Genomic DNA, 19,716 nt, shown 5'->3' with positions numbered 1-19,716 from the left:
CGCTTATCAAAGCTACCATAAATCCCGCCGGTTGCTGGCACGATCGTCCAATTTTTCCGTTATAACGGCGACTAAAAGAGTATAAGAAAATGCCCCGCCCGGACAGGCGGGGAAGGATTAGGGTTGCATGGGCAGGTTAAGATCATGCTGTCGGGCGCACTGACGCGCCAGCGCGTAGCCGGCATCGGCATGGCGCATGACGCCAGTTGCCGGATCGTTCCACAGCACGCGGGCGATGCGGGCATCCGCCGCCTCGCTGCCATCACAGACAATCACCACGCCGGCATGCTGAGAAAAGCCCATACCGACACCGCCACCATGATGCAAACTTACCCAGGTTGCTCCGCCGGCAGTATTCAGTAACGCGTTGAGCAGCGGCCAGTCGGAAACGGCATCTGATCCATCTTTCATCGCTTCAGTTTCGCGATTAGGGGAGGCCACGGAACCGCAGTCCAGATGGTCGCGACCAATAACGACCGGCGCTTTCAGCTCTCCTTTGCGGACCATGTCATTAAAGGCCAGGCCGGCGATGTGGCGTTCACCAAGGCCAAGCCAGCAAATACGCGCGGGCAGGCCCTGAAAGGCAATACGTTCCTGCGCCATATCCAGCCAGCGGTGCAGGTTTTTGTGCTGCGGAAATAACGCCTTAAGCTTAGCATCGGTTTTGTAGATATCCTGCGGATCGCCGGACAGCGCCACCCAGCGAAACGGCCCTTTACCTTCGCAGAACAGCGGTCGGATATAGGCGGGAACAAAGCCAGGAAAGTCAAAAGCCTGCGCCACGCCCTGGTCAAAGGCTACCTGGCGAATATTGTTACCGTAGTCAACCGTTGGTATGCCCATATGATGGAACTCAAGCATGGCCAGAACGTGGCGGGCCATGGAGGCCCGTGCGGCTTCTTCTACTGCTTTTGGATTGTTGCGACGTTGCTGATGCCAGTGTTCAACTGACCATCCGGCCGGCAGATAACCGTTAAGCGGATCGTGGGCTGAGGTTTGATCAGTGACAATATCAGGCCGTATGCCTCCCGCTTTGGCACGTTTTACCAGTTGCGGCATGATTTCAGCGGCATTGCCCAGTAGTCCGACGGAAATGGCTTTTTTTGCTGCGATGGCATCGGTTATCAGCCTGAGGGCTTCATCCAGATTGTGTGACTTATAATCAAGGTAGCGCGTACGCAGACGGAAATCGATACGCGATTGCTGGCATTCAATGGCCAGTACGCAGGCGCCGGCCAGCACTCCGGCCAGCGGCTGAGCGCCGCCCATGCCTCCCAGGCCGGCGGTGAGGATCCACCGGCCGCTCAGGTCATTGTTGTAATGCTGACGGCCAGCTTCGACGAAGGTTTCAAAGGTGCCCTGCACGATGCCCTGTGCACCAATATAGATCCACGATCCGGCGGTCATCTGGCCATACATCATCAGTCCCGCTTTATCGAGTTGGTGGAAGTGATCCCAGTTGGCCCAGTGCGGCACCAGGTTGGAATTTGCCAGCAGAACCCGCGGCGCATCGGCATGGGTACGGAAAATACCCACCGGCTTGCCGGACTGGATCAGCAGCGTTTCATCAGGTTGTAACGCTTGCAGTGAGCGCAAAATCTGTTCAAAGCATTCCCAGTTGCGCGCGGCTTTGCCAATTCCGCCATAAACTACCAGGTCATCGGGACGCTCTGCCACTTCCGCATCAAGGTTATTCTGAATCATGCGGTAAGCGGCTTCAATCAGCCAGTTGGCACAGTGCAGTTCGCTGCCATGGGGTGCACGCACTGCCCGGCTCACGGCTTTACTGACGGTTTCGCTCATCGGGTATGCTCCTGTTCATGATGGGAATGGCGGTGGCTGGGTAACAGTGCGGCGACGGCAGCAGGCCAGCAATCGCGGCCAGCCCACCGGCGCATCTGTTCAATATCCGGTGCCAGCAGGCGGTCCTGATCAACCCAGCTCACCTGCTGACGAATGTGCTTAAATTCATTTTCTATCGACGGTGAACTTTGCAACGGACGATGAAATTCCATGCCTTGTGCTGCCGCCATGGCTTCAATTCCGATGATAGCGGCGCTGTTAAAACTCATCGCGCCAAGCCGTCGGGCAGCATAGGTGGCCATCGAGACGTGATCTTCCTGGTTAGCCGAGGTTGGCAGGCTGTCGACGCTGCCAGGATGGGCCAGCGATTTATTTTCTGAGGCCAACGCGGCGGCTGTGACCTGCGCTATCATAAAGCCGGAGTTCACCCCGCCATCATTGACCAGGAACGGCGGCAGGCCGGACAGCGCGCTGTCCAGCAATAACGCCAGCCGGCGTTCAGAAATAGCGCCGATCTCAGCCAGCGCGAGAGCGATAATATCGGCGGCAAAAGCGACCGGTTCGGCATGAAAATTGCCGCCGGAGATCACGTCGCCGTTATCGCTGAAAACCAGGGGATTATCGGATGCTGCATTGGCTTCAATTTGTAAAATGCGCGCTGCGTGATGCAAATTATCAAGACAGGCCCCCATTACCTGCGGTACGCAGCGGATGGAGTAGGGGTCCTGAACCCGGGAACAGGTGGCGTGAGAGTCAACGATCTGGCTGCCTTCCAACAGCGTCAGCAGCGCGGCGGCCACGCTTATCTGCCCTTGCTGCCCCCGCACCAGGTGGATGCGACTGTCCAGTGGTTTGAGCGACCCTTTTATTGCCTCCAGTGACAGCGCGCCGGCAATCAGCCCGGCGGCAAATACATTTTCCCCTTCAAACAGACCGCGTAGTGCCAGCGCAGTTGAAACCTGGGTGCCATTAAGCAGCGCCAGGCCCTCTTTCGGGCCGAGTACGAAGGGTTGCAGCCCGGCAAGCTTCAGTCCTTCGACCGCCGGAATTAGCGCGCCCTGTACCCGGACGTTACCTTCGCCGAGCAACATCAGAGACAGATGTGCCAGTGGTGCCAGATCGCCTGAGGCACCCACTGAGCCTTTTTCCGGTATACAGGGCATCACACCGGCATTGAACAGAGCGATCAACGCCTCAATCAGCGCCAGACGAATGCCGGAATGACCACGGCCGAGACTAATAATTTTGGTTGCCATTACCAGGCGTGTAACGTCGTCGGGCAGCAGATCTCCCAGTCCGACGCTATGGGAGAGCACCAGATTACGCTGTAATTCAGCGAGGCGAGCGGCAGGAATGGTGGTGGTTGCCAGCTTACCAAAACCGGTATTGATGCCATAAGTGACGGTGCCGGCGTCTACGATACGGCTGACGGTGTCCGCCGCCTGATGTACCGCAGAACGGGCCTGATCATCCAGCGCCAGCGTGATCCCGCCGCGGTAAATGGCTTTTAGCGTTGCCAGATCAACATCCCCTGGCGACAGCACACGGTGGGACGCGGTCGCTGCCATAGTCTGCTCCTGTCTGTACAATGAAAGTGATTAGCGGTTGTCACCCCCGGGAGGGTATCTGCAATGCAGTCTCCGGGCTGACGAAAATCAGTGAAACAGAAATGTCTATTCTTGTCTATACAATTGAATGTGACGCTGACAGTACCTTCACAAAAACGGCAGTCAGGGGCCGTTTAGGCAGGAACAACGGCGGAATTATTGCTGTCAGCAGCCGAAAGAAACGCCTGGTTTATAACGGGATGGACGCGTAGTCGAATCGGCAGAGGTATGCCGGATAATACGACCTGTATATACATTTCAGCTGCGTGTTATTACACTGAGTTTATTATCACAGTAAAGGACGTAATTATGCTCGAACAGAGCGCTATTTCTCAGCTGTCAGCGGCGATGAGCGATACGCCCGCACCGATTTATCAGCGGGTGAAACAGGCTATTATTCATCAGATTGTTGCAGGGCGCTGGAAAGCCCGGCAGCGTGTTCCTTCGGAAAGTGAACTGGTGAATGAGCTGGGTGTCAGTCGCATGACCATTAACCGGGCGCTACGTGAACTGACCAGTGAAGGCTATCTGATTCGTATGCAGGGGGTGGGTACCTTTGTAGCGGAAAACAAAGGCTACACGGCGATGCTGGAAGTGCATAATATCGCTGAGGAAATCGCCCAGCGTGGTCATCAGCACAGCTGTAATATTCTGCGACTGCGCACCGTGAAGGCCGGGCCTGAGCAGGCGGCGGTGCTGGGACTTACCACCGGTCAGGACGTTTTTCAGTCGCTGATTGTCCATTATGAAAACGATCTACCGGTACAGCTGGAAGATCGTCTGGTCAATCCGCAGGTGGTGCCAGGCTATCTGCAACAGGATTATCATCAGATGACGCCCTATACTTACCTGATGCGGGTTGCTCCACTGACCGCCGGCGAGCATGTGGTTGAAGCCGTGTTGCCAGATGCCAGACAGTGTGCCTTGCTGATGCTGGAGCAGGATGAACCCTGTCTGCTGATTCGTCGCCAGACCTGGAGTGATACCCGCATCGTTACCTATGCCAGACTGCTTTATCCTGGGTCACGTTACAAACTGGTGGGGCGATTTAAAGGACTCAGTTAACGCCAGTATTTTGTCGGATTAACGGCAACGGATGATGGCATACAACAAAAGCGATCCGCTGTGTTGTGGGGTGAAATCAGGACGATGCTGATGCCACCAGAGGCCCTGACTCTGCTGTAAGACCCTCCCGCCGACCTGCCAGCTACCGGCCAGTACGTAGACCACGCCGCTTGATCCGGCGGGTGCCTGCTGCGCGCTGTCAGTCAGTATCATCGTTGCCTGATGGCTGGCGCGCCGGGTCATAAGATTAAAATCCTGACTGACGCCGCCGTTCAGCCGGGCAAAAACCTGCTCTTCTCCGGCAAAGGCAAACGGCTGGCCTTTTTGCAGATGATGTTGCCAGTGCGGGCTGCTCAGGGTAACGTCCGCGCCGCTCACGAGGGTAATGATTCTGTCGACGCCGGGAAAAGAAGAAAATACCCCGTCCTGTGAAAGGGTGGCGATACTAAGCCGCCAGCTGAAATCCGCCGAGTCTGGTGGCCAGACCATAATTTCGCGGGTTTCCCCACCACCGTTGCGCCACGGGGAAACCGGCAGTTTGTCAGCGGCAAAAAAGTGTTTCATGTCAGCCCGGCAATGACCTGGCGGAAAAGCCGGGCGGCCTGCTCCTGGTACTGATGCTGCCCCTGGTGTATCACCTGACGCCCGGCAACGAACACATCGCGGATTTGACCACGATGACCGGCAAACAGCCAGCGGTTAATCAGCGCGCTGTCGCCAGTTGGCCCTAGCAGCGCATCCTCTTCCAGTACCAGCCAGTCAGCGCGATAATCGCTTGCCAGTGCGCCTATTGACAGCCCGCAGGCCTGGGCACCGCCCTGTCTTGCGCCGGCAAACAGCAGATCGCCCACCGAAGGCTGTTCGCGCTGTACCAGGCGATTGCGGCGGCGGTCTCGCAGGCGCTGGCCATATTCAAACCAGCGTAATTCTTCCACGATATCGAGGGAGACATGGCTGTCAGAGCCGATTCCCCAGCGACCATTCAGCGCCAGATAGTCGCTACCACGAAAAATGCCGTCGCCAAGATTGGCTTCGGTGGTCGGGCAGATCCCGGCAACGGCACTGCTGGCAGCCAGCTGTCTGAGCTCATCGTCATCAAGATGTGTGGCATGAATCAGGCACCAGCGCGAGTCAGGATTAAACCGTTTGTACAGCCAGCTCAACGGACGTTCGTTGCTCCATGCCAGACAATCGGCGACCTCTTTTTCCTGCTCAGCAATGTGAATATGAACCGGCAGGTGCGGTGCGGCGGCGGCCAGTACTTCGCGTATTTGTGTTTCACTGACGGCCCGCAGCGAGTGAAAACACAAGCCATAGTTAATCAACGGATGTTGTGCGCACCAGCTTTGCAGCCGCTGTTGTTGTTTAAGGTAATCTGAGGTTTGCTGAATAAAGCGCCGTTGGCCCGACTGGGCGGGCTGGGCGCCAAAACCCGCGTAACTGTAGAGTACCGGTAACAGCGTCTGACCAATGCCACTCTGCTGTGCGGCCTGCATCAGCTGCTGTAGCATGGCATCATCCTGGTAAGGCTGCCCGCTGGTATCGTGGTGTAAATAGTGAAATTCCGCTACCTGGGTATAGCCGCCTTTTAGCATTTCAATATAAAGCTGAGTGGCGATGGCGCCGACGGCTTCCGGCGTCAGGCTCTGCACCATACGGTACATCAGATCGCGCCAGGTCCAGAAACTGTCCTGCGGATCGCCAGCAACTTCCGCCAGCCCGGCCATTGCGCGCTGGAAGGCGTGGGAGTGAAGATTGGCAAGGGAAGGGACCACCGCCCCATGAAGCCGTTGTGCATCCAGCTGGGGACTGCCGGGGGTGAGCTTACGTATTGTTCCCTGGTCATCAACCTCGATAATCACATCGTGACACCAGCCCTGTGGAAGCAGGGCGCGCGGAGCAAAAAATCGTGACATTGTTGATTCCTGCTGACTGGGCTTGTATATACATATACATACTTACAGGCCAGCAGTAAAGTACTCAGACAGGAGCAGCAATGCCAGCTGAACTGATGTGTGACAGCCTCTGGATGGGGGCAGATATTGCGACAATGCAGAACGGACGCTACAGTCTGATTAAAGACGGTGCCATTGCTGTTCAGGATGAGCGTATTGTTTGGCTGGGCAAGCGCGAACAGGCAAAGACAATAGTTTGCGCCGAGCGCCACCATTTTTGCGGTGGCCTGATTACGCCCGGGCTGATTGACTGCCATACCCATTTATTGTTTGCCGGTAACCGCAGCCGGGAGTTTGAACAACGTCTGAATGGCGTCAGTTATGCTGATATTGCCGCCGGCGGAGGCGGTATCCTTTCAACGGTGCGCGCGACGCGTGAAGCCAGCCAGCAGGCGCTGGTTGACAGTGCGCGTCCCCGCCTGCAACACCTGCTGGATGAAGGTGTCACCACGGTGGAAATTAAATCAGGTTACGGACTGGGGGTGGAGAGTGAACTGCGTATGCTGCGCGCTATTCGCCAGCTGGCAGCCGATATGCCCGTTGATGTGAAAGCGACCTGTCTGGCCGCGCATGCGATTCCTCCTGAATTTCGTGATAATCCGCAGGGCTGGATTCAGCAGATATGCCAGCAGCTGCTGCCACAGGTGGTTAAGGAAAATCTGGCGGATGCGGTGGATGCCTTTTGTGAGCATCTGGCATTTTCCCCTGAGCAGGTTAGCGAGGTGTTTACGGCAGCCAGGGCACTGGGTTTGCCGGTGAAAATTCATGCCGGTCAGCTTTCTCCGCTGCCCAGTGCGCGGCTGGCTGCCGGTTTTAACGCCCTGTCTGCCGACCATCTGGAGTATATTGCTGAAGAAGATGTGGTGGCGATGGCGGCCAGTGGCACCGTCGCCGTGTTGCTGCCAGGCGCCTTTTACCTGCTGCGTGAAACCCAGCGTCCACCGGTTGCGCTTTTCCGCAAACATGGGGTGGCGATGGCGCTGGCCAGCGACGCCAATCCGGGAACCTCTCCGGCGTTATCGCTGCGTCTGATGCTTAATATGGGCTGCACTCTGTTTGCTATGACGCCGGAAGAGGCGTTAAGCGGCGTTACGTTGCACGCGGCGAAGGCGCTGGGCTGTGCCAGCTGGCTGGGTAGTCTGGAAGTCGGTAAACGTGCTGATTTTGTACACTGGCCGCTGACAGATCCCGCTGAGCTGGTTTACTGGCTTGGCGGTACCCTGCCATGCGAAACCATCTACCGAGGAAAATTGCGTGATAAAACCGTTTGACTTTACGCCGGGTAATCTCCCTTTGCTGCTGAGTATTCCGCATGCCGGTACCGCATTGACGCCGGAAGTGGCACGGGGGCTCAGTCCGGCAGCCCAGGGATTATGTGATACCGACTGGCATATTCCACAGCTGTACCATTTTGTCGCTGAAATGGGGGCCAGCGTACTGATCGGTAATTACTCGCGTTTTGTCATTGATCTTAATCGCCCGGCAGATAACCAGCCGCTGTATGCTACGGCGACAACCGGGCTCTACCCGGAAACGCTGTTTGACGGTACCCCGACCTTCAACGCGGGTATGACCCCTGACGCCGCGCAGCGCCGCAGTTACCTTGAGACCCTCTGGCATCCTTATCATCAACAGCTGCAGCAGGAGCTGGCGCGGCTTAAATCCCGCTTTGGCTATGCGCTGTTGTTTGATGCGCACTCTATTGCGTCGCAGATCCCGCGGCTGTTTGAAGGAAAACTGCCGGATCTCAATCTGGGCACTAACGATGGCGCCAGCTGCCATCCTGATATGACGGCAAAGCTGGAAGCTGTCTGTGCGGCACAAAGTGATTTCAGCTGGGTGATAAATGGCCGCTTTAAAGGTGGCTATATCACCCGCGCTTACGGGCAGCCGGCCAATGGCGTACAGGCACTACAGCTTGAACTGGCACAGTGTAATTATATGGATGAGGCTCCCCCTTTCTTATGGTGTGATGATCGGGCGCAGCGTCTTCGACCGCTGCTGAAAAAACTGATTGAGGCCTTGCTCAGCAGCTGATATCAAAAAAAGCCAGAGGCTTGCGCTTCTGGCTGAATAAGACACAGTTGTATTGGGTGATGAATGAACCTGTAACCGCAGGCTAACGATTATCCCACTGCCGGCAGAGTTGACCAGGGCCAGCGGTGCGCCGGGCATGCGATAATCTTCAGTGCCATTTTAAATGGCTGGTGTAGCAAAGATATCAGATATCGCTGAACATGTTTTTCAGAAAGTCTGAATAACAGCGGAGGCAAATCCGTTGCGCGCTGGTGACGGCTATCAGGCGCCGTCTGGGGGAAAACGTAGCCGGTGCGGCGAGCGGGCGGATAGTATTTCCATGGCAAAATGTGCAGAGGCCGGTTATCTTACGCGCCTGCCTCAGGAGAGTAATGATGACGGTCCGCCAGCAATCCCCCTTACATCCCCGTAATCGCCATCGCGATCGCTATGATATGACCGCACTGTGCCAGGCGCATGCGCCGCTTGCTGCTTTTATCCGCGTTACGCCGGGGGCTGAAAAAAGCATAGATTTTGCCGATCCGCTGGCTGTACGGGCGCTCAATCAGGCGCTGCTCAAGCATCATTACGCGATTCAGTTCTGGCAGCTACCAACCGGCTTTCTCTGTCCGCCGGTGCCGGGCAGGGCCGATTATATTCATTGCCTGGCCGATCTGCTGGCTGAACAACCCCGCCGCCAGCCGGCGGATGAGGTTGCAATTCTTGATATTGGCTGTGGCGCTAATCTGATCTATCCGCTGATTGGACAACATGAGTATGGCTGGCGTTTTACTGGCTCAGAAGTGAATGAGGCAGCGATAAAATCCGCCAGCACCATTATTGCCGGCAATCCGGGTCTTAACCGTAAAATTCGCCTGCGCCGGCAAAAAGATCCTCTGGCACTGTTCCGCGGTATTATTCATAAAAACGAGTACTATGCGGCTACCTTGTGTAATCCCCCTTTCCATGCTTCTGCCGCAATGGCACAGGCCGGTAGCCAGCGAAAACAGCGTCAGCTGGGGCTGGCGCCGGATGCCCCGCTTAATTTCGCCGGCCAGGCGCAGGAATTATGGTGCGAAGGCGGTGAAGCGGGTTTTATTGGCCGTATGATTAGCGAAAGCGTCGATTTTGCCCGGCAGTGCGGCTGGTTTACCTGCCTGGTTTCCCGCAAAGAGAATTTGCCGCCGTTATACGCCCGGCTAAAGGCGGCAGGCGCTCATGAGGTCAGAACGGTTGCTATGGCCCAGGGGCAAAAACAGAGCCGGTTTATTGCCTGGCGGTTCTGAGTGCTATTCGGCTGCCGGCAGCACGGCACCAGCTGCATTAAAGGACGCGTCACTGCCGGTTTGCATAACCTGTACGGTTTGATGGGGCGCCTGAATATCGGCGGCATCGAAATGTTTTTTTACCATGCCATCCAGCGCAAAGCGGACGGTCCATTGTTTTAGCGGCTGAGTGGTAAAGGAAACACGCACGGTAAATGCCCGGTCGCTCAGTCCTACCAGGCCGGCAAATGCAGGCTGTCCTATCACCATGGCACGGATTTCCTGGTTTTCCATCAGTTCAGAAACCGCAGCCTGTAGCGTCTGGTTAACACGTTCAACATCCTCGCCTCGATCGACATCATAGTTGGCGACAAAAGAGCCAATGCCGCGCACAAAGTTGGCGAAGGTAGTGATCGATGACCAGGGAATAATATGGTATGCCCCGGTGTCCTGACGTACGCCAACTGAGCGAATTGACATGCGTTCAACGGTGCCGGTTATGGCACCAATAGTCACCAGATCGCCGGTATTCATACCGTTTTCGAACTGAATAAATACGCCGGTGATAATATCTTTTACCAGCGTTTGCGAACCGAAACTTATTGCCAGTCCCAGTGCGCCGGCACCTGCCAGTAGTGGCGCAATATTAACGCCAATTTCCGACAGCAGAATCATAATGGTAATGGTGCTGATGATCACCGCCAGCGCATTGCGAAATAGCGTCAGCAGCGTCCGGGTGCGTGCGCCAGGCATTGGCCGGCCGTAAGAATCTGAAGCCAGCCGGTTTTCGATCAGACTGGCCAGTAGCGTCCAGCCAGCGGCGGAGAGAAACAGAATCAATACGATGCGAATAGTCACGTCGACCAGCCGTTCTCCCGGACCGGCAGACAGCCAGTGCCACAAATCAAACACCTGCCAGGCGTTCAGCAACAGCAGAATGACTGAAAAAACCGTCAGCGTACGAGCCAGTTTCAACATCATTTTTAGCCAGCCATTCACCCTTTTTTGTAGTTCAGGATAATGACGCTGCAATTCTGCAGACAGCACGATGTTTTTACCCATCCAGCGGGTAAGAATACCGGCAACCAGGGCGCCGATAAAGATGGTGACCAGGGTGCGAACCGTCGCTGCCACCATAAATTGCAGGCTGTTGCCAGGATTAAACAGTGACAGGAAAAACAGGGTGACAAAATAGATACAGGCCAGCCAGTGCCAGACAAATGCAAATGCCCGGATAAAAAATGCAAAAAAGCGCATCGAGCGGTCGGCCAGTTGGTTTAACTCCCGCTGAATATTGCGCCGGTTATGTAAAATTAACCAGATTGCCCACAGCGTAATCACACTCATAATCACCACATTGGCAAGGACAGCCGCCTGCTGATTAATCTGGTTAGCAATAATTGGCACCACCACCAGCAGGCCGTAGCCGATCAGTCCGCTGAGCCAGCTTAGATGTGTATTCCAGTAGCGGGCACGGGTATCGGGCAGATGGAAAGGGCGTAAATCGGGAAAGCGTGGGCAGAAAATCAGCCGTAACACTGCCTTGAAAAATTCAATCAGGGCAAATGCGTTCAGAAATAATCCTTGCTGATGCATGATGGTGCGATTACCGGCGTTAAGTGCATTGCTGAGGAACTGGCCAACAAGGAGCGCCAGCGCCAGCAGTAACAGATCGATAATAAACGCGCCGAGAATAGCCACAGGGAGCTGTAGCCAGCTGGTATGGTCCGCTTTTTTTTGCCGACCCCAGCGGCCAGCTAAGCGGTAGAGTGGGCTGGCCAGCCGGCATATCAGCAAATAAAAGCCGAAAAGGGACACGGCTAGCATCAGAAAATGGTTCAGCGCAGTGAAAAAGGTTTGTGGGTTGAAGGCCTTATGCGGTGAGTGAAAAACCGTATCACTTAATTGCTTAATTTTGGCGCTGAACTCGCCGGCGTAACGGCGACTGACCCCGGTCACGTTATCCAGTACGGTGTTATCCTGTGCAGCTGCCACCGAGGGAACCAGTGCCGGAACGGCGTCGGCAGGTGAGGGCGCCGATGCCTGGCGCAACTGATTGATTAACGCCTGACGGGTACGATCGTTTTGTAAAAGGGTGGCCAGGGCAGCGTAGGCTGCTTTCTGCTGGTCCTGTGTCGGCTTACTGTTATCGTCACTGGCGTTGACGGAGGGGGATTGTTGTTGCGACACCGCCACTGCCACCGCCGGCGAAACCGCCTGGGCGCACGGCGTCAGGCCAAAGAGAATGATGAATACTAACCATCCTGCCATCAGAATGTTGCTGACCGGAGTATTGCCCGTCATTACCTGCTCTCCTGTAGTCAAACCGATTGCTGATAAATAAGTATAGTGGGCAGTACGACAGCAGAAATTTCAGCGGCAATTTTCAGCCTTTGGCGGGAAAAAAGGCAGAGGGGCCAGCCTCTGCCTTGGGTGCTCTGTTATGTAAACGCGCATCTCAACCCGGATGCAGCGTGTTACTCAATGTTAGATTCGATAAACCACAGGAACTTATCAAGATCACGGGATGCAGCGGTAAGAATATCCGCACTGTCTTCGTCGCTCACTTCACTGATCGCTTTACGGGTGTGGTTGGCAACCACGGCATAACGATCCGCCAGCGCTTTCAGATGTTCCTGAACGCTATGAATATTCAGCGGGTAGCTTTTCAGCGGCGTTTTATCGTTAACAACCTGAGTAGTACCCAGTGCAATGCCGCCCAGCTGAACCACCCGCTCGGCGATGGTGTCCTGGTGATCGATAATTGCGGTACGGAAACCGTCCAGCATTTCATGGACCGCAATAAAATTTGCCCCGCGCATGTTCCAGTGCGCCTGTTTGGTGATCAGGGAAAGATCAATGTATTCAACAACCAGACGATTGAGCACCTCGATTGTAGCCTTCTTCTCACTATCAGCCACGTCATTACGGGTGTAAATCAGGTCAGAAGATTTAGTTTTTACCAGTTTAGCGGTACTCATCATTAATATCCTCTTTATTTGTTAATCCTGAACTTCGGCACTAATTATAGCAGCGATTTTTATTTCTGTGGGTCAGTAAATAACTGATTGCTTAAATAGTTTAAAACAGGGTGAAAACGATTGCTATTATGAGTTTTTGCGGCTGACTGATTGATTTAATTGATTTAAATCAATTTATGTTCAACCGGTTTTTTGGTGACAGCGTACCTGATTGCCGGTGAAGGAATAAAAGCATTGCAAGGTGTAAATAATGTCAGCAATGAAACGGAATATTATTACGCTTTGTTTTCAGCCAGCGGTTTATTCGCTGACTGTTTCAAGGCGGATTTTTTTTCGTGGCGCGCTGAGTGCCGAACCGATTGACGCGCTGATAATTGCCAGCAGGCCCAGCCATTGCATGCCGCTTAACCTCTCGCTCAGAAAAATCATGCCTGATAACGCCGCCATCGCCGGTTCCAGGCTCATCAGCGTGCCAAAAACCCGTGCAGGCAGCCGGGTCAGGGCCAGCATTTCCAGTGAGTAAGGTAATGCGCTGGAAAGCAGGGCAATCGCAATGCCAGGCAGAATAATGCCGGGATACCACAAACCACTGCCGGCAAAGCTAAGCCCGAGTGGTACGAAAACCAGGGCGCCGATTAATGATCCCATTGCCACGGTGGCTGGTCCGTTACCGACGCCGGCACGGGCGCCGGTCAGGATATAAACTACCCAGAAACCGCCAGCCAGCAGTGCCAGCAGGGCGCCTCTGGTATCAACGTTGCCCATCGCATTACCCAGTGGTAACAGCAGCCACAGGCCTGACAGAGCAAGAAATACCCAGATAAAGTCGCTAAGCCGCCGTGACGATGCGAGGGCAAGCGCCAGCGGCCCGCAAAATTCCAGGCCAACGGCAATGCCCAGAGGAACGGTACGAATTGCAAGATAAAAACTGTAGTTCATTGCGCCGAGTGCCAGGCCATAAAGCAGTAAAGGCAGACGCTGTGCTTTACTGAAGTGCAGGCGCCAGGGCTTGAAGATGAGTAACAGAATCAGCGTACCCAGCCCGAGGCGTAATGCGGTAATGCCCGGGGCCCCGACCTGTGAAAACAGTGTTTTTGCCAGTGCGGCACCGCCCTGGATTGATGTCATTGCAATCAGCAATACCACCACCGGAAACCAGACTGAAGATTTGAATCGGCTGAGATACATCCTGTGACCTTTTGTGTCCCTAAACGAAACCTGAACAACCAGTGTAATTGAGGCGGTGAAAAAAGCCGAGTGGCAGTGAAAAAAAGTCAATCTGGAGGGGGTGCTGAGATGTCAAAACTGTCAGTAAGTGTCAGCTTTTGATAAGAACTTTCTTTATCTGGTGCATTTTACCCCGCTCAGAGACACCAAAATGTCACAATATTTTTTTAGTAATTTTAATACCTTATAAAGTTTCATTAACTTTTTGTTACACGAAACTATCCATTAGACAACCATTTGCGGGCAGAGTTTCCAGCTAACTTTTGTTATATTTCCAGTGTTGTCAGGAGAGAAGTATTTTCACATTTGAGGTGGTTATGAAAAAAATTGCATGTCTTTCAGCCCTGGCTTGTGTACTGGCAGTCTCTGCTGGTTCCGCAATGGCAAAGAGTACTGTTTCACTGGGTTACGCCCAAGGTGATATGCAGGGTATTGTTAACAAAGCGAATGGTTTCAACCTGAAATATCGTTGGGAAGATGAAAACAACCCGCTGGGTTGGATTGGTTCTTTTACTTACACCACGAAGAACTACAATGATAACGGTTTTAACCTCAAAGGCCAGTATTACGGCTTCACCGGTGGCCCGGCTTATCGCATCAATGACTGGGCCAGCATCTATGGCGTTATTGGTCTGGGCTACGGTAAATTCAACCAGAACGGCACCAACGAGCGCGATGTTTACAGCCTTAGCGACGTCGGTTTCTCATACGGTGCTGGCCTGCAGTTTAACCCGATTGAGAATGTTGCAATCGATACCGGTTATGAGCAGAGCCGCATCCGCAGCGTTGACATTGGTACCTGGATCGTTGGTGTAGGCTACAGCTTCTGATTTGCAGTGCCGCGAAATGTGACGCTGAGAAAACAAAAAATCCGCCGTTATGGCGGATTTTTTTTGCAGGCAACCTGTTCAGGTTGCCTCAGGTCTTTGGGACGCTGGCGCGCGGCAGAATATGGCCGGAAGTCAGCATTTCCAGCAGCATCAGGCGCAGGGTAAAGGGCGAACGACAAAACAGCGGTAACGTTAAACGCGCTTTTTTCATTTTATCCTCCTTATTCTCTGGCCAGGTAATAGTGTGTTTACTGACGGCGTTTGTGGGCAGTTAAACCCAGGAAAAGACCGCCGCTAAAAGCAAGGAACAGTGACAACAGGAGATGCACGGCATCCATTGCTATTTCCTTACTTTTAACAAGTGAACATAATAACAACACTTATAGCACGGGCTATATCAGTTAGCCAGTGCTCTTTTGCGGAATATTTGAGGTTCCTGACGCTTGGTTTACAATAGCAGCCCGACAGGCTGAGAGAATTACAGCAGGTCCGTCATGTATAACAAGAAGGAAGCTAAATGAGTCGTCGCGTTAAAGACGCTGCGCCGCTGCTGAATGGCCAGTTAAAAGATATTGAAGAGCACGTCGAGGGCTTCCGCCAGGTGCGTGAAGCGCATCGCCGTGAACTGATTGACGACTATGTCGAGCTGATATCGGATTTAATCCGCCAGTTTGGTGAAGCGCGACAGGTAGACATGGCTGCGCGTCTTGGGGTTTCACAGCCGACGGTGGCAAAAATGTTAAAACGCCTTGCCACGGCAGGGCTGGTCGAGCAGGTGCCTTATCGTGGGGTCTTTCTCACCGGCGAAGGTGAAAAACTGGCTGAAGAGAGTCGGGCGCGTCACCATATCGTTGAAACCTTTTTGCTGGCATTAGGCATCAGTCCGGACATTGCCCGGCGTGATGCTGAAGGGATTGAACACCATGTCAGTGATGAAACCCTGGCGGTGTTTCAGCAATTCAGTCACGGCCAGCAAAAAACCTGATTTTCTTTTCTGGTCGCTTACGATGAGTGCGTTGCTACGTACGTTGATAGATGACCGTTTATTACAGATCCTGTTGCTGATTGGTCTGATAACCGGCGCACTGGCCGATTTTCACTCTCGCCAGCTGGCCGATGCCGTCGACTGGCACACAATCCTGACCCTGGCCGGGCTGCTGCTGTTAACCAAAGGAATTGAATCCAGCGGTTATTTTGCTTTCCTTGGCCAGCGGCTGATTCAACGCTTTTGCGACCAGCGTTCACTGGCGTTATTTATGGTGGCGGCGTCGGCCCTGCTTTCCACCTTTCTTACCAATGATGTGGCGCTGTTTATTACCGTGCCGCTGACCTTAACCCTGCGACGGTTTACCCTGATACCGTTAAACCGGCTGATTATCTTTGAAGCGCTGGCGGTGAATGCCGGTTCGTTATTAACCCCCATTGGCAACCCGCAAAACATTTTATTATGGAATAAAAGCGGCCAGAGCTTTTTGCAGTTTATCGGTCAGATGCTGCCGCTGGCGCTGCTGCTGATGGCGGCGTTGTTAGTCCTGACGGCCTGTAGTTTTGGCAAAAAGGCAATTCAGTTGCAGGCAGAGCAGCCCCCTTTGCTGTGGCAGCGTGGATTGTTGATACAGTGTGCCGTACTGTATCTGCTGTTTATTATCGCACTTGAATTTAATCTGGCAGGTTTTGCTTTGCTGATTATCGCGCTATTTTTTCTCTGGCGAACGCCGCAGTTGCTGTTACAGCTGGACTGGAGCCTGCTGGTTGTTTTTATTCTGATGTTTATTGATGTTTTTTTTCTGACCCATTTGCCGCTGCTGGCAGCGGTTTTTCAGCAGCTGACACACTGGGCTGCTGGCGCACGTTATCTGCTGGCGATTGGTTTATCTCAGTTTATCAGCAATGTACCTGCCACCCTATTGCTGCTGAATATTTTGCCGGCTTCAACGTTGCTAAGCTGGGCGGTTAATATTGGCGGTTTTGGCTTGCTACCCGGTTCGCTGGCCAATCTGATTGCGCTGCGTATGGCGCGCGATCGCCGCATCTGGTGGCAGTTTCACCTTTATTCTATGCCGTTTTTGCTGTTTGCCTGCCTTGCCGGCTGGTTACTATTTTTGTTAATTGGTGTGATTTAAGCTCAGGGTTTTCTGGTTTAACACGCAGGCAGTGGAATTTGTTACTTTTTCTCCTATTGTTAAACTCAGCATACCTGTTTTATTTGTCTGCTTACGGCTGGTTTTGCTGCCAGCTAACTATTGATGGGAACTATGGCTGATCAACATTACTCTGCGTCCGGAGAGGACGATAACAATCGGGACGGACAAAGCGCTGCACCGCAGCATGCTGGTCATGACCAGCCTGACAGTACAGACCGCAAACGACCGGGGAAAAAGCCGCTGATCATTCTGGCGATTATTGTGTTGATCATGATTATTGTCGCGCTGATTTACTGGCTAATGACGCATAATCAGGAAACCACTGACGATGCCTTTACTGAAGGCAATGCGGTGACCATTGCGGCTAAAGTATCCGGCTATGTCACCGAACTGGCGGTTAACGATAATCAGCGGGTGAAAAAAGGCGATTTGCTGCTAAAGATAGATCCGCGTGACAGCGAGGCGCAGCGCGATCAGGCAAAGGCCCAGCTGGGGCTGGCCGAAGCGCAGTTGCATCAGGCCCAGGCCCAGCTCGACCTTTCTCGCGTGCAGTATCCGGCCCAGCGCGATCAGGCGCTGGCTCAGCAGGCCCAGGCCGAAGCGAATTATATCAACGCGCAGGCCGATTACCGTCGTCAGCGTGGCGTTGATCCGCGTGCTACTTCACAGCGTAATATTGATGCCGCCAGCGCGCAGCTACGTAGCGCTAAAGCCCAGCTGGCCAGTGCTAATGCGCAGCTGGAAGTGGCTTCACAGGTTGAACTGCAAATCCGCCAGCAGCAGACCAATGTTGAAGCGCGGCAGCAACAGGTAGAACAGGCAAAAGCTCAGCTGAATACTGCCTTGCTCAATCTCTCTTATAGCGAAGTGCGGGCGCCTTATGACGGATTTGTAACTAAGCGCAATGTTAATCAGGGCACGCTGGTACAAGCCGGTTCCTCACTGTTTTCGCTGGTCTCCCCCGATATATGGGTGATTGCTAATTTTAAAGAATCCCAGCTCGAACACATGAATCCTGGTGATAAGGTGGACATCAGCGTTGATGGCTGGCCACAACTGAAACTGTCTGGCCATGTTGACAGTATTCAGATGGGTTCTGGCTCGCGTTTTTCTGCTTTCCCTGCGGAGAATGCCACCGGTAATTATGTGAAAATTGTCCAGCGTGTGCCGGTGAAAATCGTGATTGATAACGGTCTGGATCCGAATAAACCGCTGCCACTGGGTCTGTCAGTTGAGCCGACGGTGACGGTAAAATGAATCAGGCAACAAGCTGGAAACCTGTCAGCAATCCCTGGCTGGTTGCCATGGTGGTGACGGTGGCGGTGTTTATGGAAATCCTCGACACCACTATTGTCAACGTTGCTCTGCCACACATTGCCGGTTCACTCTCTTCCAGTTACGACGAATCCACCTGGGTGCTGACTTCCTACCTGGTAGCAAACGGCATCGTGCTGCCCATTTCGGCATTTCTTAGCCGGGTATTTGGCCGCAAGATGTTTTTTATGATTTGTATTGTCATGTTTACCGTCTGCTCATTGCTGTGCGGGATAGCTACGGAACTGTGGCAGATTATTTTGTTTCGCGTGCTGCAAGGTTTTTTCGGCGGCGGATTGCAGCCGGTACAGCAATCGGTTTTGCTGGACTATTTTAAAGCGGAAGATCGGGGTAAAGCTTTTGGGTTGTCATCTATTGCGGTGATTGTCGCGCCGGTAATGGGGCCGACCCTGGGCGGCTGGATCACCGATAATTACAGCTGGCGCTGGGTATTTTTTATTAATATTCCGGTGGGGATCCTTTGCGTTATCGCCATTTATCAGCTGCTGGAAGATCCGCCATGGGAAAAACGCTGGGCACCCTCGAAGCTGAAAATTGACTATATTGGCATCAGTCTGATTACCCTCGGACTGGGCTGTCTGCAGGTAATGCTTGACCGGGGCGAGGATGAAGACTGGTTTAATTCACGCTTTATTGTGTTGTTCGCCGTACTGACCCTTGTTGGTCTGGTAGGGGCGGTTTACTGGCTGCTTTATGCCCGCCGACCGGTGGTCGATCTCTCAGTGATGAAAGATCGCAACTTTTGGGTTGCTGGCCTGCTGATGGCCGGTATGGCCACTATTCTGTATGGCAGTTCGGTAGTGATTCCGCAGCTGGCGCAGCAGGATTTAGGTTATACCGCAACCTGGTCGGGTCTGGTGCTTTCTCCCGGGGCCGTACTGATTATTCTGACGATTCCCCTGGTATTAAAATTAATGCCGCTGGTGCAGACACGCTGGATTATCGCCTTTGGTTTTGTCTGCCTGGCGGTGTCATTTATATACTGCGCCGGACTGACGCCGGACATTGATTTTACCACGCTGATGCTGATGCGTAGCGCCCAGACTATCGGGCTGGGCTTTTTATTTGTGCCGCTGACCACCATTGCTTTTATTACCATACCGCAGCGGCTGAATGCCGACGCATCGGCGTTGTTTACTATGTTCAGGAACGTATCCGGTTCGGTGGGTATTTCGCTCTGTACCGCAGCGATTACGGAGCGCCAGCAAACTCACAGCGCCTGTCTGTCTGCGCATATGACCCCGTTAGACGCGTCGTTTAATCAGACCCTGGCTCGCTGGGCGCAAGCGGTGAGAGACTTTTCTTCTCTGGTGGGCGATCCCACGACCCTCGCCAGCGGTAAGCTTTATCAGGAGATGATCGCTCAGGCACGTATTCTGGCCTACATTGATGTTTTTATTGGATTAAGTATTTTTGCCCTGATTCTATTACCTTTTTGTTTTCTGCTGTCGCCCGTGAAGAGCGAAGGCAGTGCGGGAGCACACTGAG

At 53.6% G+C, this 19,716-nt stretch carries 17 protein-coding genes; 9 read left to right on the top strand and 8 right to left on the bottom strand.

The annotated features are described in order from the left end of the window. Positions 1-117 precede the first annotated feature (117 nt). Positions 118-1,803: a urocanate hydratase gene (gene hutU, locus BL249_RS07755; protein ID WP_099706971.1), complete on the bottom strand. Its 1,686-nt coding sequence runs from the start codon at positions 1,801-1,803 to the stop codon at positions 118-120. Then, positions 1,800-3,371, bottom strand: a complete 1,572-nt coding sequence (gene hutH / locus BL249_RS07750) for a histidine ammonia-lyase (RefSeq protein ID WP_099706970.1) — start codon at positions 3,369-3,371, stop codon at positions 1,800-1,802. Before hutH ends, hutU begins: the two co-directional genes overlap by 4 nt. 348 nt (positions 3,372-3,719) lie before the next feature. Between hutH and hutC the strand changes: the two genes are divergently transcribed. After that, a complete protein-coding gene (gene hutC, locus BL249_RS07745) occupies positions 3,720-4,475 on the top strand; it encodes a histidine utilization repressor (RefSeq protein ID WP_099706968.1) in 756 nt (251 codons plus the stop codon). 18 nt (positions 4,476-4,493) lie between these two features. On the opposite strand, the gene BL249_RS07740 is transcribed toward hutC, so the two are convergent. Beyond that, positions 4,494-5,039 carry a HutD/Ves family protein gene (locus BL249_RS07740; RefSeq protein WP_099706967.1) on the bottom strand — a complete coding sequence of 182 codons (546 nt, stop codon included), beginning with the start codon at positions 5,037-5,039 and terminating at the stop codon, positions 4,494-4,496. Beyond that, on the bottom strand, positions 5,036-6,391 hold the full coding sequence (locus tag BL249_RS07735; protein ID WP_099706966.1) for a formimidoylglutamate deiminase: 1,356 nt from the start codon (positions 6,389-6,391) through the stop codon (positions 5,036-5,038). The genes BL249_RS07740 and BL249_RS07735 overlap by 4 nt, the downstream gene beginning before the upstream one ends. Positions 6,392-6,471: 80 nt before the next feature. On the opposite strand from BL249_RS07735, the gene hutI reads away from it, so the two are divergent. The 3 genes from hutI (at position 6,472) to rlmF (ending at position 9,732) form a co-directional block, all read left to right on the top strand. Continuing rightward, positions 6,472-7,701, top strand: coding sequence for an imidazolonepropionase (hutI, locus tag BL249_RS07730; RefSeq protein WP_099706965.1), 1,230 nt, complete (start codon positions 6,472-6,474; stop codon positions 7,699-7,701). Next, positions 7,688-8,467, top strand: coding sequence for an N-formylglutamate deformylase (hutG, locus tag BL249_RS07725; protein ID WP_099707118.1), 780 nt, complete (start codon positions 7,688-7,690; stop codon positions 8,465-8,467). Before hutI ends, hutG begins: the two co-directional genes overlap by 14 nt. 371 nt (positions 8,468-8,838) lie before the next feature. Beyond that, positions 8,839-9,732 (top strand): 23S rRNA (adenine(1618)-N(6))-methyltransferase RlmF, encoded by an 894-nt coding sequence (rlmF, locus tag BL249_RS07720; RefSeq protein ID WP_099706964.1) that lies wholly within the window; start codon positions 8,839-8,841, stop codon positions 9,730-9,732. Between the two features lie 3 nt (positions 9,733-9,735). Here rlmF and ybiO read toward each other — a convergent pair whose 3' ends face one another. The 3 genes from ybiO to rhtA all read right to left on the bottom strand — a co-directional run bounded on the left by ybiO (position 9,736) and on the right by rhtA (position 13,880). Further along, positions 9,736-12,015 (bottom strand): mechanosensitive channel protein, encoded by a 2,280-nt coding sequence (gene ybiO, locus BL249_RS07715; protein WP_099706963.1) that lies wholly within the window; start codon positions 12,013-12,015, stop codon positions 9,736-9,738. 173 nt (positions 12,016-12,188) lie between these two features. Continuing rightward, positions 12,189-12,692 (bottom strand): DNA starvation/stationary phase protection protein Dps, encoded by a 504-nt coding sequence (gene dps / locus BL249_RS07710; protein WP_099706962.1) that lies wholly within the window; start codon positions 12,690-12,692, stop codon positions 12,189-12,191. 300 nt (positions 12,693-12,992) lie between these two features. Next, positions 12,993-13,880 (bottom strand): threonine/homoserine exporter RhtA, encoded by an 888-nt coding sequence (gene rhtA / locus BL249_RS07705; RefSeq protein ID WP_099706961.1) that lies wholly within the window; start codon positions 13,878-13,880, stop codon positions 12,993-12,995. Positions 13,881-14,236: 356 nt separating this feature from the next. Between rhtA and ompX the strand changes: the two genes are divergently transcribed. Further along, on the top strand, positions 14,237-14,749 hold the full coding sequence (gene ompX, locus BL249_RS07700; RefSeq protein ID WP_099706960.1) for an outer membrane protein OmpX: 513 nt from the start codon (positions 14,237-14,239) through the stop codon (positions 14,747-14,749). 88 nt (positions 14,750-14,837) lie between these two features. On the opposite strand, the gene BL249_RS19375 is transcribed toward ompX, so the two are convergent. Beyond that, positions 14,838-14,960, bottom strand: coding sequence for a hypothetical protein (locus tag BL249_RS19375; RefSeq protein WP_256385449.1), 123 nt, complete (start codon positions 14,958-14,960; stop codon positions 14,838-14,840). 306 nt (positions 14,961-15,266) lie between these two features. Here BL249_RS19375 and mntR point away from each other — a divergent pair, with 306 nt between their 5' ends. From mntR to BL249_RS07680, 4 genes are all read left to right on the top strand, one after another. Beyond that, positions 15,267-15,734 (top strand): manganese-binding transcriptional regulator MntR, encoded by a 468-nt coding sequence (gene mntR / locus BL249_RS07695; RefSeq protein ID WP_099706959.1) that lies wholly within the window; start codon positions 15,267-15,269, stop codon positions 15,732-15,734. A 22-nt stretch (positions 15,735-15,756) separates the two neighbouring features. Next, positions 15,757-16,872 (top strand): SLC13 family permease, encoded by a 1,116-nt coding sequence (locus BL249_RS07690; RefSeq protein WP_099706958.1) that lies wholly within the window; start codon positions 15,757-15,759, stop codon positions 16,870-16,872. 132 nt (positions 16,873-17,004) lie between these two features. After that, entirely contained in the window at positions 17,005-18,150 is a 1,146-nt protein-coding gene (locus BL249_RS07685) for an HlyD family secretion protein (protein WP_446717717.1), read from the top strand. Next, positions 18,147-19,715: a DHA2 family efflux MFS transporter permease subunit gene (locus BL249_RS07680; protein ID WP_099706956.1), complete on the top strand. Its 1,569-nt coding sequence runs from the start codon at positions 18,147-18,149 to the stop codon at positions 19,713-19,715. The genes BL249_RS07685 and BL249_RS07680 overlap by 4 nt, the downstream gene beginning before the upstream one ends. Position 19,716 lies beyond the last annotated feature (1 nt).

It is taken from the genome of Erwinia sp. OLFS4, from assembly GCF_002752165.1.
Taxonomy (GTDB): domain Bacteria; phylum Pseudomonadota; class Gammaproteobacteria; order Enterobacterales; family Enterobacteriaceae; genus Izhakiella.
This window is presented reverse-complemented; position numbering and strand designations above follow the sequence as displayed.